At 37.3% G+C, this 19,298-nt stretch carries 10 protein-coding genes; 6 read left to right on the top strand and 4 right to left on the bottom strand.

All coding sequences use genetic code 11. From position 1 onward, the window contains the following. Nucleotides 1-4: 4 nt before the first annotated feature. Complete coding sequence (locus tag IKK64_08115) at nucleotides 5-1,765, bottom strand: DUF4091 domain-containing protein (protein MBR4120023.1); 1,761 nt, start codon at nucleotides 1,763-1,765, stop codon at nucleotides 5-7. Between the two features lie 220 nt (nucleotides 1,766-1,985). On the opposite strand from IKK64_08115, the gene IKK64_08110 reads away from it, so the two are divergent. Continuing rightward, a complete protein-coding gene (locus IKK64_08110) occupies nucleotides 1,986-4,640 on the top strand; it encodes a 4-alpha-glucanotransferase (protein MBR4120022.1) in 2,655 nt (884 codons plus the stop codon). A gap of 3 nt (nucleotides 4,641-4,643) precedes the next feature. Then, nucleotides 4,644-5,876, top strand: a complete 1,233-nt coding sequence (locus IKK64_08105) for a spore maturation protein (GenBank protein ID MBR4120021.1) — start codon at nucleotides 4,644-4,646, stop codon at nucleotides 5,874-5,876. Between the two features lie 8 nt (nucleotides 5,877-5,884). Here the strand turns inward: IKK64_08105 and IKK64_08100 are convergent, their stop codons facing one another. Further along, nucleotides 5,885-6,787 carry a helix-turn-helix transcriptional regulator gene (locus tag IKK64_08100; protein MBR4120020.1) on the bottom strand — a complete coding sequence of 301 codons (903 nt, stop codon included), beginning with the start codon at nucleotides 6,785-6,787 and terminating at the stop codon, nucleotides 5,885-5,887. Between the two features lie 216 nt (nucleotides 6,788-7,003). Here IKK64_08100 and IKK64_08095 point away from each other — a divergent pair, with 216 nt between their 5' ends. The 3 genes from IKK64_08095 to IKK64_08085 are packed head-to-tail and all read left to right on the top strand — an operon-like array spanning nucleotide 7,004 to nucleotide 10,983. Continuing rightward, nucleotides 7,004-8,317: a TolC family protein gene (locus IKK64_08095; GenBank protein ID MBR4120019.1), complete on the top strand. Its 1,314-nt coding sequence runs from the start codon at nucleotides 7,004-7,006 to the stop codon at nucleotides 8,315-8,317. A gap of 32 nt (nucleotides 8,318-8,349) precedes the next feature. After that, entirely contained in the window at nucleotides 8,350-9,384 is a 1,035-nt protein-coding gene (locus IKK64_08090) for an HlyD family secretion protein (protein ID MBR4120018.1), read from the top strand. Nucleotides 9,385-9,390: 6 nt separating this feature from the next. Further along, on the top strand, nucleotides 9,391-10,983 hold the full coding sequence (locus IKK64_08085) for a hypothetical protein (GenBank protein MBR4120017.1): 1,593 nt from the start codon (nucleotides 9,391-9,393) through the stop codon (nucleotides 10,981-10,983). Nucleotides 10,984-11,076: 93 nt separating this feature from the next. Here the strand turns inward: IKK64_08085 and IKK64_08080 are convergent, their stop codons facing one another. Continuing rightward, complete coding sequence (locus IKK64_08080) at nucleotides 11,077-11,409, bottom strand: LrgB family protein (GenBank protein ID MBR4120016.1); 333 nt, start codon at nucleotides 11,407-11,409, stop codon at nucleotides 11,077-11,079. 7 nt (nucleotides 11,410-11,416) lie between these two features. Between IKK64_08080 and IKK64_08075 the strand changes: the two genes are divergently transcribed. Continuing rightward, nucleotides 11,417-11,668, top strand: a complete 252-nt coding sequence (locus tag IKK64_08075) for a hypothetical protein (GenBank protein MBR4120015.1) — start codon at nucleotides 11,417-11,419, stop codon at nucleotides 11,666-11,668. A 106-nt stretch (nucleotides 11,669-11,774) separates the two neighbouring features. Here the strand turns inward: IKK64_08075 and IKK64_08070 are convergent, their stop codons facing one another. Continuing rightward, entirely contained in the window at nucleotides 11,775-19,298 is a 7,524-nt protein-coding gene (locus IKK64_08070; GenBank protein MBR4120014.1) for a hypothetical protein, read from the bottom strand.

The raw sequence follows: 19,298 nt of genomic DNA, 5'->3' as shown, positions 1-19,298 counted from the left end.
AAGTTTATCGGTTTAATATTGCTTCAAGAGCCTTTACTTTGCATCCAGCATTCTCGGCATTCATCTCACCTTCAGCAAAGGTATTTATCTTCTCTTCCAACTCGGCTAACGCCTCGCTGTTTCCATTTGCAGCATACTCCTCACGTAAGATTCTTATCTTCTCGGCATCCTGCACACCCTCAACAAAACGTTCAAAGCGTACCGAACTGCGGAATCCCGGGTATATCAGGAATGAGTCTCCTGCACCCCATAGGCGGTAGCGTGTATCACGTAATGGATCTTCGCCCCAGTTGTTGTATGCCCAACGCAAGAATCCGTCAAATCCTGCCTGTACTGCGTGAAGTGGCATACATGTCGACTCGGCAGGTGATGAGAATGTATATGAGTTAGGATAGGTTGTAGCACAACTTGTGTAGTAAAGCGTTACCTGTCCGTTTGCTTTACGGCGCTCCAGCTCCTCTTTTGTGAAGTATTGCTCATATTGCACAGTAAAGTCGTATAGCAGGTCAACCAACTCGGCATGATAGTTTCCTGCAAGAGACATCTTCATTCCGGGCACAACCTCTTGTAACAGGTTATAGGCATCAAGCATTGCACTCAACTCACGCTCATCCATACATATTGAGGTCTTCTCGTACCACCCCTTCTCTTTTAGGTGTTGAGCAAGTGATTGTAGTAGAGGAGTCCAAAACTCGCGATACTCAGCATCTGAAGTTTTTGCATGAAGGAATTTATACTCACCTGTTGCCTCATCCAAGTAACGGAAGTTCATATCCCATGGCACCATTGAGAAACATTTAATCTCTTTGTCAATACCGCACTCCATCATAAACTCAACCCAACGGTCAAAGATGGTGTAGTCGTATGCCCAAGTGCCATCGGTTTTAAGAGTAGTCTCAATCATCGGGTCAAATTTGTCGTGCGATTGATCACCCCAAGGCTCATATATTATCTCGGTTGATATAACCTTTTGTCCTGCACGAGCAAGAGCCTTCATCATTGGACGCATTGCCTCAAAATGCTCTTTACTCCACTTCTCCACATTATAATAACGCGAAACCGAATAGGGTTGTTGCCACAAATCCAAATGGAACACATAATCTTTGGGGGCTGGTAACGTCCTATCCAAGACATTAATCTCTGCATTGAGTTTACCCAATGTTTTCCAACCCTCTTTTACTTTAAGAGTAACATCATAACTACCTGCCTCAATATCCATAGGCACCTCAAAAGTACACCACACCGGACGAACTTTGCGAGGTTTTAAATCTCTTATCTTTTGGTTGTCAATTACATCGGCAACCATAGAACTGTCGTAAATTGAGTGATCAGGACGTGGTCCGCATGTTCCGTTTCCATCGGCATTGAAGCCATCGGTCATAACGTATGTAACAAAGTTTGCAGTGGCACTTCCCTCAACACCATCAATCTCTGATATTTTCAACTCCACATCTTTTATCTCCTCAGTTGTGTATATAAGAGCCAACGCACTAACTCTCTCACCTCGCCATACAGTAATTGCAGTATCGGTGCAAGTAGCAACACAAGGTACATTTTTGTATGAGTAGTGTATATTCTTATCTGCCCAAGTAAGGTTGAAACTCTCCGAGAGGTTGTTCCAAGCCTCCTCATCAACAGGTTTTGTATCTTCTAACTCCTCATAACTTGTTAAGGGATATGGTGTATCATAGGTTATCTCCTCAACCTGTTTTGTACTACACGCAAACAATCCTAATAACATTAATGGTAATAGTAATTTTTTCATATATCTTTTGTTTTAAATTTATTCCGACATTTATTCCGACATTTATTCCGACATCGAGAGTTTTATTATCTCTACAAAAATATCTCTTTTATTTAATAAATCAATCAAATGTGACGTTTTTTTAAGACAAATTGAGCATAGATGAAAAATAAATAATATCTTTGAAAGAGTTTGTAATAAATACTTGAATTTATCCTCTTTTACGATATATAATTTAGAGATGACAATAGAATTTAAAATTGAGTATCGCACTAAAGGTGATGAGGTGATTGCTGTTGTTTTTAAGAACAGAGATATTGCACCTCTTTTTTTGAACAGTTATAACGATGCTACTTGGAGTGGAGTTATAGCAATTGAGGGATTTCCTGCCAATTCAAAGTTGGATTATTCATACGCTGTGTATGAGAATGGGGAGTGTACACGCATAGAGAGCGGTGTTATGACTCACTCAATATGGATTGGCGAGAGCAAGAATACAAAACTATATGTTCGCGACACTTGGAGAGATCTCCCCGAGTTTGCATACCTGTTTAGTTCTGCTTTCAGTGGAGATAAAGTTTTTGTACCATATAAAAGTGCTAATACAAACAAAAGCAACACAATTTTCAGAGCATTAGTTCCGCATGTTGGCAATGGCAGACGTCTTGCAATTTGTGGTAGAGAGGATATTTTAGGAGGGTGGAAGATGCCTGTTCCTATGAAAGAGATTGCCCCCTTTGTATGGGAGTGTGGCATTTGTGCCGACTATGCGGCCCGTTATGAGTTTAAATTTGTAATTATCGACAAAAACGGAATTATTGTTGAGTGGGAACGTGGCGAAAACAGAGAACTCTATGTTACCGACCTTGCCGAAGGAGAACTCTTCTACTCTCCTGAGATGGAGCCACTCTTTGATAGTTTAAACCGAAAGATTGCTGGTACTGCAATACCAGTATTCTCGTTACGTGGCGAGGGCAGTTTTGGCGTTGGAGACTTTGGCGACCTTAAAGATTTTGTTGCTTGGGCTGCCCATACCCACCAAAAGGGTGTGCAAATTTTGCCTATTAACGACACCACTATAAGCAACACATGGACAGACTCTTATCCCTATAACAGCATCTCTATTTATGCGTTTCACCCTATGTATCTCGACATTAGGCAGCTGGGGACACTAAGAGATAAAACCCTTGCAAACGAGTTTGAGGTTAAACGCCGAAAGTTAAATGCTTCGCCATTTGTTGATTACGAAGGAGTGAACTCCACCAAAATGGCATACATCAAGGCTCTTTTCCGCCAGAACGGAAAGAGGGTTTTGGCTTCGGTAGGGTTTAAGAAGTTCTTTGAAGATAACTCTCATTGGCTATTGCCATACGCTGCCTTCTCATATTTAAGAGATATTAATGGCACTCCCGATTTCAATGCGTGGGGCGAATATGCAGTATATAACGAGGAGAAAATAAAAGAACTTTGTTCTATTACAAGCGAAGCATATCCTTCTATTGCACTATACTACTATATACAATACAACTTGCATATTCAACTATTGGAGGTTAGCAAGTTTGCACGTAGTAAGAATGTTATATTAAAGGGCGATATTCCTATTGGTATTAGCCGTTGTAGCGTTGAGGCGTGGATTGAGCCTCACTACTTCAATATGAATGGTCAGGCAGGAGCGCCACCCGATGCCTTCTCCACAAATGGTCAGAACTGGGGCTTTCCAACCTATAACTGGGATGTAATGGAGAAAGACGGCTATGCTTGGTGGCGTAAGAGATTTGGCAAGATGAGCGAATATTTTACTGCCTACCGCATTGACCACATACTTGGTTTCTTCCGTATTTGGGAGATTCCTACACACTCTGTACATGGACTGTTAGGTCAGTTTGTTCCTGCAAAGGGTATGACAACAGAAGAGATTGCAGGTTACGGACTTGAGTTCCGCCCTCAATTTATGACAACGCCTTTTATTGATGATGAGATTTTATCTGATATTTTTGGAGAGAAGAGTGATTTTGTAAAAGAGACCTTCTTGCTTCCACTTGCCTCTGGACGATGGGAGTTACGTCCCGAGTTTGACACTCAACGCAAAGTAGAAAGTTGGTGCTGGCACAACGGCTGTGATGATGAGATAAAAGAGGGAGTATATTCTCTTATCAGCAATGTGCTTTTTGTACCAGACCGCAACGATACAAATCTTTATCATCCACGCATTTGCGTTCAAAACGACTATATATACAAGCAACTTACAACTGCTGAGCAGAACGCTTTTAACGCTCTCTATGACTACTACTATTACCACCGCCATAGCGAGTTCTGGTATAAACAGGCAATGAAAAAGTTGCCTATGCTTACTCAATGTACCCCAATGTTGGCATGTGGCGAGGACTTGGGTATGGTACCTGAGTGTGTGCCTTGGGTGATGAATCAGTTACAGATTTTGAGTTTAGAGATTGAGCGTATGCCAAAGGCTCCATATCAAGAGTTTGGCAACACATACTATTACCCATTGCGTTCAGTATGTTCAATTTCAACACACGATATGTCAACCCTCAGAGGCTGGTGGGAGGAGAACCCCGAAGTTACCGACCACTACTACCGCACAATATTAAATCATGGCGGTGCAACACCCCATGTTGCAAGTGCAGACATTTGCGAAGAGGTTGTTTGTCGCCACCTTTATAGCCCATCTCTATTGGCAATACTGTCGTTCCAAGATTGGTTGTCGATTGATGAAAATATTCGCTTCTCAGATGTTGAGGCAGAACGTATAAACATACCTGCCGTTGCACGTCATCACTGGCGATACAGAATGCACGTAACAATTGAGCAACTTATGGCAAACGAGGGATTTAATACTAAACTACGCAGTTTAATTGATAATTCGGGAAGAGGTTAATTTATGGTACTTAATTATATCTGGATATCGTTCTTCTTTATTGCTTTTGCAGTAGCACTCATAAAGAGTATCTTTATGGGGGACGTGAATGTGTGGTCAGAGATTATGAACTCCTCTTTCTCATCGGCAAAAACCGCATTTGAAATATCTCTTGGGTTAACTGGAGTGTTGTCGCTATGGCTTGGTTTGATGAAGATCGGAGAACGCGGAGGCATTATCTCAATATTTGCCCGTTGGGTATCACCGTTTTTCTCAAGACTATTTCCCTCAATACCAAAAGATAGTCCGATATTCGGCTCAATATTTATGAACTTCTCGGCAAATATGCTGGGACTTGATAACGCCGCAACTCCTCTTGGTCTTAAAGCAATGAAGGAGATGCAGGAGTTGAACACTCAAAAGGAGAGAGCAACCGATGCAATGATAATGTTCTTGGTGCTTAACACCACAGGACTAACTCTTATACCGATAAGCGTAATGGTATATAGAGCGCAGATGGGAGCAGGAAACCCTTCGGACGTGTTTTTACCTATTCTGCTTGCTACATACATTACAACTCTTGCAGGATTGTTAATAACCTGCATAAAGCAACGAATAAACATTTTTGACAGAGTTATAATATCTACCGTAACTATTGCCACTGCCATTATGGGAGGGTTGTTAGCCTTCTTTATGAATTTACCAGCAGAAAAGGTTTCGCTCTACTCTACCGTTGGAGCAAATATGTTGCTCTTTACAATTATAATACTCTTTTTGGTGGCAGGTGTCAGAAAAAAGATAAATGTTTATGAAGCATTTATTGACGGAGCAAAAGAGGGATTTACGACCGCTGTTACTATTATCCCCTACCTTATTGCAATGTTAGTTGCCATTGCAATGTTCAGGGCATCTGGAGCAATGGATTTTTTGACTGAGGGGATAACCTACGTAGTTGCCGCTTGTGGTATTGATACCGACTTTGTTGGTGCTATCCCCACCGCACTCATGAAGCCCCTTAGCGGTAGTGGAGCAAGAGGAATGATGGTTGATGCAATGGCTACATACGGAGCCGATTCATTTGTTGCTCGTGTAGCCTCTACCATTCAGGGTTCAACCGATACCACACTTTATATACTTGCCGTCTATTTTGGTTCGGTTGGTATTAAAAACAGCCGTTATGCCGCAGGAGTTGGTCTTATTGCTGACTTTATTGGTATAGTTGCAGCCATATTTATGGCATACATTTTCTTTGGATAAGAGAGCCTCTATTTCTCTAACTGTTTTTGACGATACTCCTTTGGAGATAGTCCCGAATGGCGATGAAAGAATTTTCCGAATGAGGATTGGTCAGAAAAGTGAAGATATGAGGCTATCTCCTGAATACTCATTTTGTTCTCTTGCAATAATGCTCTTGCCCTACTGTATAGCATTTCGTATATAAAATCGCAAATGGTTTGCCCTGTTACCTGCTTTACCACAAGTGTCAGATAGTGCGATGTAATATTGAGTTTTGAGGCGTAAAAAGCAACAGAGTGTTGGGTGCGATAGTTGACCGAGAGGAGTTCCATAAACATATTTGTTATATACTCCCTACGTGGCAGAGCCTCACCTACTTGCAGATGCTTTTGCTCTATTATGTTACTTAAATCAAGGAAAAAGAGAATGAGTGTACTCAATACCGTTTCGTTATAATAGTGGTGTTGTAAGTTATTCAATACTTGCTTAAATAACGAGAGGCGTTGCATCATAAACTCTACCTCTTGGGGCGTGAAGTTTATTACTGGTTGAGAGTATAGTTTTACCCCATATCGGGTGCGAACTGAGATTATATCAACTGGATCCATACTCTCCATAAACTCTCTACTCACAAATAGAGCCTCCGCCCGAAAATTGTCCGTTAGGTTTGTTAATGTTACAAGATGTGCAGGAGAGAGCATTACTATATCTCTCTCACTCACTTTATGAGTGGTGTAGTTTATTGAAAAGTCTGCTTTGCCACTTAGTACAAAGAGTGTGATATTTGCATTTATATATACCGCAGGAGTCTGCTCAAGAGGATTATTACTATGAGTTATAAAGGAACTCCCTAACATTCCGCTCATATACTCTTTTACCTCTCCACTCCTACTTACGTCTGAGATATTCTTAATATATAGATGCTGTTTCATATTCTTTTCTAACCTATTTATTTACTCACGCAACTTCTATACAAAGGTAATATTATTTATTTAAATGTTCAAATTAAACCAATTTTGTATATTTTGAGCAATGTAGTTTTTGAGGCTTTTTTGCGACCTTTGCAACAATTTTTGAAAGGGGATATTTTTCTTTTTTTTACTCACATTTCATCGCCCATTTAGATATATAAATTTTAAACTCTTAATATGAAGAAACTATTGTTATGGCTATTGCTCTTTACGTTTGTTTTCACACCAGAGGTAAAGGCAGTACAAGATTCAATTACCATCTCTATTGATGAACTCTTTTCTCTTGCCGACTCACGAAGCAAAAGCGTAAAGGCTTACGAGATAGCTGCTGCACAGGCAGAAGAGGAGATACGTGTTGCAAAGAATATGAGATTGCCTGAGATTGACCTCTCACTCTCGGCAAGTTATTTAGGAAACATTTGGCTTGCTGATCGTAATTTCAAGAACGGGAGAAATGAGGATATGCCTCATCTTGGCAACAACTTTGCGATTGAGGCATCGCAAGTTATATACGCTGGTGGAGCAATTCAAAACTCAATAGATGCTTCAAAACTTAAACACCAACTATCGTTACAGGATGCTGAAAGGAATAGAATTGATGTTCGTTTCTTGGCAGCAGGATACTACCTTGAGTTGGCACGTTTGGCAAACGAAGCAGAGGTCTATAAAAAAAATATTGAGCAGACCGAAAAGGTTGTAAAAGAGATTACCGCACGTAAAAATGAGGGGTTGGCTCTTAAAAACGATATTACTCGTTATGAATTGATGTTACAATCTCTTCAACTTGCACTCACTCAAACACAAAACCGCTCCGCAGTGGTAAATAACAAACTTACTACCTTAGTTGATTTACCCTGCACAACAGTAATTATTCCCGATGCCCGTATATTGGAGGTTATGCCACAAGTTGCAGGAGAGGAGTATTGGCAAGAGAGTGCAAACATCTCTTCTCCTATTTTGAAAATGGCAGAGACTGGAGTTAAACTATCGGAGAAAAACGAGAAGGTTGTTCGTAGCGAGATGATTCCCTCTATTGCTCTTTTTGCTGCCGACAAGTTAGATGGGCCAATAACCATTGAGGTACCACCCATTGATAAAAACCTAAACTATTGGTATGTGGGTATAGGTATTAAGTACAACCTCTCTTCGACATATAAGACAAACAAAAAACGTAGCATAGCCTCTCTTGCAACCACTAAGGCCCGTTGGGAAGAGGAGATTGCAAAAGACAATTTAGAGAGTGCCATTAAAGAGGCATACATTGAGTTTGAAGAGGCATTTACAATATATGCCACTCAGGTAAAATCATTGCAACTTGCAACTGAGAATTACTCAGTAATTAACGAGCGTTACTCAAATGGATTGGTGCTTATCACTGAGATGTTAGATGCAAGTAATCAGAAATTGGATGCTGAATTAGAGGTTGCAAATGCAAAAATAAATATCTTGTTTAAGTATTATAAGTTAGGCAAAATAGCAGGTAGTTTATAGTAGATTGTTTTACAGAGAAATAGATAAAAATTATGAATAAGAAAAGTAAAAAACTGATTTTTAATATTGTTGTTCTTGCGTGTTTAATTTTAGGATTGACATGGGTTGCAAGTAGATTTATTCATTTGGGTAGTGTTGAGTTTACCGACAATGCTCAGGTAAAACAACATATTATTCCTGTAAACTCGCGAGTTCAGGGTTTTATTAAAGATATTCGTTTTGAGGAGTATCAAGAGTTTAAGAAGGGCGACACTCTTGCCATTATTGAAGATTCGGAATTTCGTTTCCGTTTAGCACAAGCCGAAGCAGACTACTATAATGCAGTTTCGGGGAAATCGGCAATGGCTACTGCAATAAATACCACTTCAAGCAATATTGAGGCGGGTGATGCTGCTGTTGCAGAGGCAAAGGTGCGTATGGAGAATGCCGAAAGAGATTATATCCGTTATAAGAATTTGTTTGAGAATGATGCTGTAACAAAACAACAATTTGATGCAATGGAGACAAATTATGTTGCTCTTAAACAACGCTACGAGGCATTAAAGAGTCAGCGTCAATCAACCGTCCTTGTTAAGGCCGAGCAAGGAGATAGACTTAACCAAACTGAGGCTGCCATCCGTTTAGCAGAGGCTGCTTTGGATTTGGCAAAACTAAACCTCTCATACACTGTTATTATTGCTCCCTGCGATGGTGTTACAGGCCGCAAGAAGATTCAAGTTGGACAACTTATACAACCAGGACAAACTATTACCGACTTTGTTGATAGTGGTTCAAAGTGGGTAATTGCAAACTACAAAGAGACTCAAACTGCAAACATATCAGTTGGCAACGAAGTGGAGATTGAGGTCGATGCTGTTCCCGATGTAGTGTTTAAGGGAGTTGTAGAGTCAGTATCTCAGGCAACTGGAGCAAGTTTCTCACTTCTTCCACAAGATAACTCTGCAGGAAACTTTGTAAAGATTGAACAACGTATCCCAGTGAAAATCATCTTTACCGATGATAACAAAGCAGATGATATGGCTCGTTTAAGAGCAGGAATGAATGCCGAATGTATAGTTAATTACTAATAAATTATGCACGAGATTCCACCCTTTTCACTTCCTGAATTTCGCAATTTTATTCCAGAGAAGATACGTCCTTGGATAATAATTGCCTTTGTTATTGTTTTTCAACTTTCAGGAGGTGTATATCTTGCAGCGTTAGGCGAAATGAGCGGTTCGCTCGCTCTTATGCGAGAGGATATTCTTATGGCAGGTTACGCCTCATTGGCAGGACTTGCTCTAACCTTTGCCATAATGTTTAGGCTGAAGTTCAGATTTCCACTGAAACAGACCTTTATTATCTGCTCCTCTGCAATAATCATTGGTAACATTATTGTAGTAAACACTTCAAGTGTTCCTCTTATGTTTGGGGTATGCTTTATTACAGGTATATTTAGAATGTGGGGAACGTTTGGGTGCAACTCTGCTATTCAGTTATGGCTCACTCCAAAACGCGATTTGTCGGTATTCTTCTGCTACATTGAGTTACTTGTGCAGGGCATGATTGAGATTGGAGGAATTACCACCATATACACCGCTTTCTTTGCCAAATGGGAGTATATGTATCTTTTGGTTATAGGACTCTTTTTGATAGTTATAATTACCACTATAATTATATTCCGTACAATTAGAACACTTCCAAAACTTCCACTTTTTGGTATTGATTGGGTGGGTATATTGTTGTGGTGTACAGTTGCATTATCGTTAGTGTTTATAATGGTATATGGCGACTTCTACGACTGGTTTAACTCTCCTGTAATATGGACGGCTCTTATCACCGCTATTGTTACATTGGGGCTTAATCTTTGGCGTTCATCATTTATTCGCCACCCCTTCTACGAACTTAAAACGTGGAGGTTTAAACCTCTCTACTATTCACTAATTATATATCTTGTAATATCAACTCTTAACGCTCCATCACGCGTGTTAGAGGAGATGTATATGGGAGTGATACTACACTACGATACACTTAACATTGCATCAATGAAACTATGGGCATTGGCGGGTATTGCAATAGGAGCATTCTTCTCTTGGAGAACATTTGCTATCCGCAAATGGAGATACAAAACTATGACAACTATTGGTTTCTCATTCTTGGTTTTGTATTTGATTTTATTCTACTTTGTAGTTGATTTTAATCTCCCTAAAGAGGCTCTTATATTGCCAATATTGGCACGAAGCATTGGGTTTGTGATACTCTCAATCACTCTGCTTACAGCCCTCTCGTTAATACCATTTACCAACTTTTTTCAGGCAGTATCAATTCAAGGTTTCTTTAGTGCTGCCATAGCGAGTGCTTTTGGTGAGGCAATTGTTGGACGTCTGTTTAAAGTATTGGTATGCAAGAATAGTATGTTACTCGGTAGCGAGATTGATAATGTAAATGTTTTAGCAAAGAACTTCTCGCTTGGAGAACTCTACGGCATTGTACAAATTCAGGCTATTGCCGTTAGTATGAAAGAGATATTTGGATGGCTTATTCTTGTTGGATTGGGAACATTGATGATATACTTGTTGCGAGAGAGTTCGCTACGCCCCACCTTTGCAATACACCCTAAATATAGAACTATTCGCCGATACATTAAACATCAACTACGTATGGATAAAGCAGATAAGCAATTTTAGTTTTAATATTTTACAACAGACAAGGGGTGCTATTAGCATCCCTTATCTGTTTATTTTAGTTACCCAAATAGGTTTGTTAATTATGGCAAACCGTTATAGGTAGCCCATAATACGTAGTATAATTGGTGCAAAAAACGAAGTTAACACTCCATTGATTATAAGACCTAAGGTTGCATATACTCCATGAATAGGGCTAACCTCCATTGAGGCTGCTGTACCTACTGCATGAGAGGCTGTTCCCATTGCCAACCCTTTTGATATATCATTGTTGAGTTTTATTATAGACATTGTTCTGTAACCTATTACTGCTCCTAAAATACCTACGCACACAACAACTGCTGCGGTTAGTGACTCTATACCGCCAAGAGCCGATGATATTTCAATCGCTTGTGGTATTGATACCGACTTTGTTGGAACTATTCCCACCGCACTCATGAAGCCCCTTAGCGGAAGTGGAGCAAGAGGTATGATGGTTGATGCTATGGCTACATACGGAGCCGATTCATTTGTTGCTCGTGTTGCCTCTACCATTCAGGGTTCAACCGATACCACACTATATATACTTGCCGTCTATTTTGGTTCGGTTGGTATTAAAAACAGCCGTTATGCCGCAGGAGTTGGTCTTATTGCCGACTTTATTGGTATAGTTGCAGCCATATTTATGGCATACATTTTCTTTGGATAAGAGAGGTGGTGTAGAGAATTACTACACCTCACCATCTCACTCCTTAAGTACTCTCCCATATAGTTGTATCATTGTAGACATCCTTAGTCTAAATGAAAGAGATGTATCATTTCAATGCATTATAAAGCGTTTCTGTATCACATTCAAAGTAAGGGAATTCTTTTTTCTCCTTGTTGTTTGTAAAAAGCCTATAATATATTATTGAGTTCGGTTTCTCATTTCTACGATTACTATCACAAATATACTTGATTATATTCAGTACATATTCAACGTGAATTTTATAAATGTTTCCAAGTAATTTATTCTCTGTCTGCCTACGATAGAATTTTACCACTCCTAGAAACATTGATTCACTCATATTTTTAGGTACTTTTATAGAATGTTTCGTCATAAGTCTAAATAATCTGATGAGTGAAGATATCTGCATACCGTCTGTATCCGGTGAATTAAGGAAGTTAGTCAATTCTTTAAAACAATCACTTATCTTTTTATTTAAAACAGATAAATTTTTCTTTGATTGATCTTTGTTCTCAACATAAAATCTGAGCAAGAGCATACACCTAAGCATAATTGAATCTATATCCATGATTACATTTATACGTTCATCGAATTTGGCATTCTTAATCTTTTTAACCATATTATCGAAGACTTTACTTTTAATGTGAAGGGGTTGTCTAGCCCAATAATTATCAAAATCAATATTCTGCTCTTGCCTTAAAAGGAAATAACCAGCCTTGAAATCTTTACAAACATCTCCAGCAAAACAAAGCTCATACTCAGCCAATGCTCTTAATCTGCTAACTACCTTTTTCAATATCCAATTCTTCTTCTCTTTCTCTTGGATTATCATAACGGCATCCATAAGTGCTATAGTCAATTCTGGAGTAACAGGTAAATAAAATTTCATCAAATCTTCTGTGAACCAGCGGTATTCATCAGCATTTTTAAGAGTCTTTGCAACTAATACTAGCAATTGAGGAGCTTCCAATACGAAATCATTACCACATGCCAACAATAGTTTATGCAACAGTTTCTGTGTCGTAATCCATTGATAACGCCTCTTTTCTATCTCTGAACTTAACTCCTTGAAAATATAATAATCCATCTTATCGGTAAAGATATTATTACAGCCAGCACATGAAGGTAGCATTGAAGAGTTATATGATGACTGTGTCATAATCTTCTGAATTATTGAAGTTGCACTTCTTTTAGTATTGATATATGTGGCTATTAGCAAGCCATTATTAATTCTACCACCTTTTTCAAAATATCGTGAATGATTAGAAACATAATTGCCTATAAGTTTGTCAACCTCATTTACAACAGCTTTTCGGTCATGTTGTCGATAATGTTGAATTTTACAAGAAGACAAAGACTTCCTAAGATGTATTTCCGAGACGAATATTGACAATGCTTTCATGTATTTCTTCTCGAATATCTTTTGTAATTTAACGTTTGTACTTTCATCAAAACATTTTTGTTCAAATACAAAATTAAAGAAACTAGCATCAGTATACCACTTATAGTTCTTATTAGATCTCTGTTTTTCATTGTATTCCAATAGTCTCGTTATCAAATTAGTATCTTTACATATTATACTGATTAATGTCTTTATAACAACATTAATATTACAGTTTGTTTTTTCTTCAGATATAAGAATATTTAGAGCCTGTATGAAATCTTTACCGTTAGTAGCTTCATTAAAAAGACTATTCATGAACGCATAGTGCGATTCTGGCTTTGACTTAACATACTCGAAACAATCAAACAGTTTCGCAAAATTACCCTTATATGCATTATTCCACCAAATATGCTGTATACCTGAGGAATATACAATATCCAATTTTGCCTTATCCTCACACTCCCAGAAAGACATAAGCATTCTGGATATGTTAATTGAAGGCACCTTATACCAATTATCACTATTGTTAAGTCTGGCTTTACATTTGTCAGAGAAAAGTACAGATGTATCTATCATGCTATACCAAGAATTCTCAATATCTTTTTTGTGGGAATAGTAAGGTACAGACAATACTTTACTTATCTTTTCACACAAGGTATTCTTTGATTCCTTATCATTCTGTTTATTGTATGCGAGTATATATAGTCCAACAAGTTCTTGAACCACCAATGAATTTATTCTTGATCTTTTGTCTTTATAACTTGATCTTTTGTCTTTATAATAGGTACATATAAGCTCCTCTGCTCGCATTATCATCTGATCTGATGATAAGCCATTCATTTCTGATGAGAGATTATATATCAGTCTGTATAAAGATTTCTCTTTTTCATCCAAGTTCAAAGGCCTCTGAAGTTGTTCATAAGGGAAAGATATCGGAACATACAGCAGATCATTTAAAACAATTCTGTCATTATGAATTGCAGTAAGTATCTGATTGGCCACAAATTTTATTTTGTAATCATCATATTTTTTTTGCATCAAATTGGATACTATTTTCTGAGCCAGCTCCTTTGTGATATCCACCTCTTCAGAACATATATTCTCTATAATGTAATAGAGATCACTATACGAAGTAATCCTATCCGCCATATAGCATAATATGATTATAACGCTTTCTTTCTCGCCAGAAACAGAATAAAGAAGAGGTTTGAAGTTATCAAAAATCCTAATGCTTTTATCCAGTTTTTTCAATTCAGACTCGAGAAATTCTGCATAGGATAGATCCTCCCCAAAAGTATCCACAAACAGAGCAATTGTCTGTTCTGGGTCATATTGATTTGATGAGCGAAGTCTTTGAAACTTGTCAGACAAGTATTTTTGCCTTAGTTTATCATTTTCCTTGTATTCGGCTACATTCCTTATGGCGTTCTGCAAAGTATTTGTATCCTTACTCATAAGGAAATCGGCTACAGATATGCCGGCATCCCATTTTTCAAATATTCTATCAAATATCTCATTATGGACTTCCTCTGGGAGACACTGTAATTTTGCAAGGAGCACCTCTATGGCATCTTTCTGAGAAATCTCGTCAAATCCGTTGTTCCAACTCTCAACCAATAAACTATATGTATTATAATCAATATTGATTTCTTTAGCAAGCTCAAAGGCTAACTTAGGATATGGTTTAAGAGCACAGAAGAGGCTACCATGGTCTAGTCTAAGTTTATTGTATACAAAAGACAAGGACTCTACAAGTGCTGGTCTTATCTCATCATTATCGGGATTATAATATCGGCTTAACAACAACTGAAGCCTTTCGATATACTTATCTTTGGTTGTTTGTTTGTCGTCACAGCCATAAGGCCAACATTTCAACAATTCACACAATCCTTTTTGCGTCAAACAACCTCCATTATCTTTGTATATTTTGAAACATGGGAAATCGTTCAAGACGTCACAATGATCAGCATCAGAAAGAATATAGTCCGTTAATCCGCTGATCTTCTCATGTATTTCGTTGTCTCTAGTAGACATCCATATAATATTGATACCTCTCAATATTATATCCACCTCATTTTCTGAACCAGGTCTTCCTGGTTTAGCACCCCCATATTCTATATATGTTCCAAGTAAATCCTTTACATCTTGTAGGTTCTTTGATACATGTAATATTGAAGTTATAAAATATGATGACGGGGCAAGACTGTATTCTTCCAATTCATTAAATACAGATTGAAGCTCTTTTTTATTAGTCGCAAAGTTAGACAGAACAGAAAGAATATCTACATTGGGAACAATTTTTTGAACAACCACATATGTATCATATAATTGTTTACAGCGAAAAAAAGATGAAGAATATTCGTTATCGTTAGGCGATATAACATTTTTATCTGAGTCAAGTGCAAACTTCCTGTACTGCGTGAGGATTTGTGTGTAAAGATATAACTTTTCAGTATTATTCCCAGGTATCTTATCAAATGCATTTTCTAGGGTATACAAGCCGAGAGAATACTTCTTAACGATTGCTTTCCCATCTGAGATGATATTATCCTTTACTGGCAGATCATATATTTTCTCTAGCAAATCTATACGTTTATCCTCTGGAATAACATTCTTGAATCTTTCTACAATAGAATCGATAGCAGAATGGTTTACAAAGAGGTCATTTTCATTTTTTTCATTTATGAATTTAATAAGGTTTTCAAGCAATTCAACAGACTGTCCATCCTTAATACCAGCAAAAAGGCTGAAAGTGTATTGATCTATGGGTAAATTGTTATTATGCAGATACTCTAGATACTCCATTGGTGTAAGTTTTTTTGTTTTCGTTGTGCCGTTACCTAATATGAAAACAAATTGCAATTTATCCGCATGTGATCTATAAAACCTTAGACGATTATTGTATATATATGTATTGTTTTTCTCTATTTCAGATTGAATCATTTCTTTATTTTTACGATACAAATCATTTATACAGGTTATCTTCTGTACGTAATCACCTGAATTATTATAATCGTCTTCTATAATCTTTATCAGATGCGTTAGAGTATATTTATCAGATTTTATTCTTTTTGAAGACATAAAATTTTTAGCCTCCTCAAAATTGCGAATAAAGCTTCTATTCTTAATACAGTTATTATATATTATACCGTTATCATGTTCACCTAATATGTGTGTTTTGTTATTAGGATCTTCCATGTATTCAAGAATACGGAAAAGTACTTCTCTATCCTCATCATTCCTACAGGGCGTTCCCACCAAAGCAGACCAAAGATAATGCTGCTCTTCAAGAGGTAGATTTTTTGTATAGTCTTCAATTTTTTCTTTTAGTTTATTCTTAACATCTGTATTATCGATCATATTGCTTTCAGCTCTAATGCCAATTTCCAACAACGGATAGAAGTAACCTGCTGCAACTTTCACATTAGGAGCTTTTGATATAAGTGTTCCTAGTGTATATATATCAATCTCAATATTATCCTTACACATCTGTGGAAGTATCTTCTTTACACATACCTTATAACTAAGGTTACGCATAGCCAGATTATATGTAATCACGTCTTTAGAGACATCATTCTCATCAAAGAGTCTGCTTATCTTGTTAAACTCAGAGGGAGTGTTAACCTTATTAAGAATCTCGTTAAGCATGAAATGTGTAATCCTCAAACGACTATCTGGTTCTTTGCTATGCGGTTTTATGAAATTATAGTATAGATCCAAAGCGTCCATGTACTTGCAATCTTTCATCCTCATCATTACGCTATATGTGAAAGAGTCGCTAAGATTTATTATTTTCTTGCCCATCTGTACATTCATTTTGAGAAAAATCTCCTTAAATACCTCCTTGTATGAACAATTATGACATTTCTCAATAAACGTATTAAATATTGTACAGACTGTATGTTTAGACTTATATCTAGGAGTATAAAGGTTTGATGTCTTTATAAACTCCTCTATTATTCTATTGGTGAGATTATATAACTCAAACGGAACATAATTGCCCCATGAGAAGATATTTATGAAAGCCGCTCGGATAGCGTAAAAGTTCAGACGTGATATGAGGTCTATTATTGTCAGTTTATCTCTGGAGTAGTTATCTGTTTCAGATTTGAAGCGTTCAGCGAGATCTAGATCATCAAGAAGCAACACATAATTTTTTCTTATTACTTCAGCCAATTTCTCCAAATCATCAAAACTCCCTACTTTCTCGGCAAGACTATTCAAAGCACAGATAAAATTATATCTATCAATATCCTTTATCTTCAATCTTTTCCACTCATCAGCATTGTTCTTCTTATCTTTCACAAGAGTTCTGAGGCTATCTGATGATTCCAAATAATCGTCATCACTCGTATATAGCAATTTGCCTTTTTCTAATAACTCATTGGCCTCATCAAAATCAGTTGCAAAAGGAATCAGTTTATTGATAATATAGAATGAGTTTTTAACATTATCTCTATCCATTATCCTCTGAAGTTCTTCCAGATTGCCCGAAGACTTCACTATTAAAACCCCCAGCATAGGTAAACTCTGGAGTGGATACGGTACAGCATAAAAAAAAGCTTTAGCCTCATCATAAGATTCAATATAGAGCATTCTTGACCATATAATCTTGGCCATATATATACACAATTCAGAACACTCCTCATTGCTTTTCTTATCATTATTAGTAACCTCTTCCTCTATTTGTCTTATTTCCTCATTGAGTTTTTGTATTATTTCCTTATTGAGTTTTTCTCTCCATTCTTTTGTACAGGTATCGGGAATGGGACTTTCCTCTTTATGGTATATACCCATAACCATGTCATAAATACTTTGTGCTATCTCCTTCCTATTTTCGGTACGTCGGGATAATTTGGACAAAGTAACTATTATAGATTCATCTTTTTTCTTTGATACATAACCAAGAATAGAGTTTATCATCTCCTGTTCTTTTTTAAGTGTAAGCTTATCAAGTACATAACGGTATATATATTCCTCTATATTGATATACTTGGGAAGTTTATGGAATGTGGATACATTAAACTCATCATTTCCATCTTGACTTATTCCTGGCAGTGTTAGCAAAGAATTAATACTTTCATACAGCATTGTCTTTGTCTCATTCTCCTGAGTATAGCCCTCTTTCTTAAGCATGTATTTCGATAGTTCGAACAATTCTTCAACATTTCCAATATTGAGACTGTGCCATATTGACATTGCCTTTATTGCATAAAGCAGACATTCTCTTACAGGTTTCTCATTTGTCCTGGAATTTGACCTAAAAATTTCGTAATTATTTTTTATCTCTTTTAGGTCAATTATCATAGCACCTACTTCCTGATACCCTTTTTCTACCGTCAATCCATGACGTTTGAAGAACAACTCCGCCTCATTATGCTCCTTTCTTGTCAATGACTTTATTGTTATGATCTTCTCAGCCCTTAACAATATATTGTCAGAAGAAGTAGATGTTGTTATGATATGTATATTCTTGTTCTTGATAGCATCAAGCAGTTCTTCCAATGCATATTTTACATTTTCTGTCGAAGGCATTTGATGAATATCATCAAATATAAGATACAAAGGAGAAGCACACTTTGATGGTCTAATATAGTTGACAATCTCATTTATTTCGGCAATAAGCTTTGTCTCAACATGACGCTCCTTGAATTTGTAAAACCAAGCATCGGGAATATTCTTGATGGCCTGATACAACGCGCGAGTCTTACCAGACAACGATGCACCTTTAATCTGAATCACTGGTTCATCTGACATCAACGCCTGATCGAGCTTATCATCAAAGTCCCTCTTAAAATACATTTTCTCATCACACTTTTCCTTCCTACTCTCATCCTTATAAAGAAAAGAGGGAGTGACGTCTACTCCAAGTTCAGCCTTAAATAGTGGACGATGGTCATTTTGGGTAATCCACTCTTTAAGGTCTTTCTTGAGTTTATCTGTAGCATCTTTTATTTCATCAAACTCATACTCGTATATAGTATAATCATTGTTTATGCTACCATCATTATTGTAACTGGAGATTTTTAGGTATTCTTCCTTGAACTTATCATAAGTAATCTGATTTTCACCACAAGGAACATTCTCTCTCTGCTTCAATACCATGATAAATGTTGGATTAAGGAATCTTTTGCACCTTTCTTGTGCTCTCCGGAACTCCTCCACCGTCTTTTTCCCAATATTTGAGTTACATATAACTACAAAAGCTTGACACTCCTCAATCTTCAT

Source organism: Bacteroidales bacterium, from assembly GCA_017521245.1.
Lineage (GTDB): Bacteria > Bacteroidota > Bacteroidia > Bacteroidales > G3-4614 > Caccoplasma_A.
Note: the sequence above shows the minus strand (reverse complement) of the source record. Positions and strands in the feature narration are given on the sequence as shown.

Excerpts from the sequence above, each read along its gene's own strand:
- IKK64_08115 (MBR4120023.1), bottom strand. The coding sequence starts at position 1,765 with ATGAAAAAATTACTATTACCATTAATGTTATTAGGATTGTTTGCGTGT.
- IKK64_08095 (MBR4120019.1), top strand. The coding sequence starts at position 7,004 with ATGAAGAAACTATTGTTATGGCTATTGCTCTTTACGTTTGTTTTCACA.
- IKK64_08110 (MBR4120022.1), top strand. The coding sequence starts at position 1,986 with ATGACAATAGAATTTAAAATTGAGTATCGCACTAAAGGTGATGAGGTG.
- IKK64_08085 (MBR4120017.1), top strand. The coding sequence starts at position 9,391 with ATGCACGAGATTCCACCCTTTTCACTTCCTGAATTTCGCAATTTTATT.
- IKK64_08070 (MBR4120014.1), bottom strand. The coding sequence starts at position 19,298 with ATGAAGATTGAGGAGTGTCAAGCTTTTGTAGTTATATGTAACTCAAAT.
- IKK64_08105 (MBR4120021.1), top strand. The coding sequence starts at position 4,644 with ATGGTACTTAATTATATCTGGATATCGTTCTTCTTTATTGCTTTTGCA.
- IKK64_08075 (MBR4120015.1), top strand. The coding sequence starts at position 11,417 with ATGAAGCCCCTTAGCGGAAGTGGAGCAAGAGGTATGATGGTTGATGCT.
- IKK64_08100 (MBR4120020.1), bottom strand. The coding sequence starts at position 6,787 with ATGAAACAGCATCTATATATTAAGAATATCTCAGACGTAAGTAGGAGT.
- IKK64_08090 (MBR4120018.1), top strand. The coding sequence starts at position 8,350 with ATGAATAAGAAAAGTAAAAAACTGATTTTTAATATTGTTGTTCTTGCG.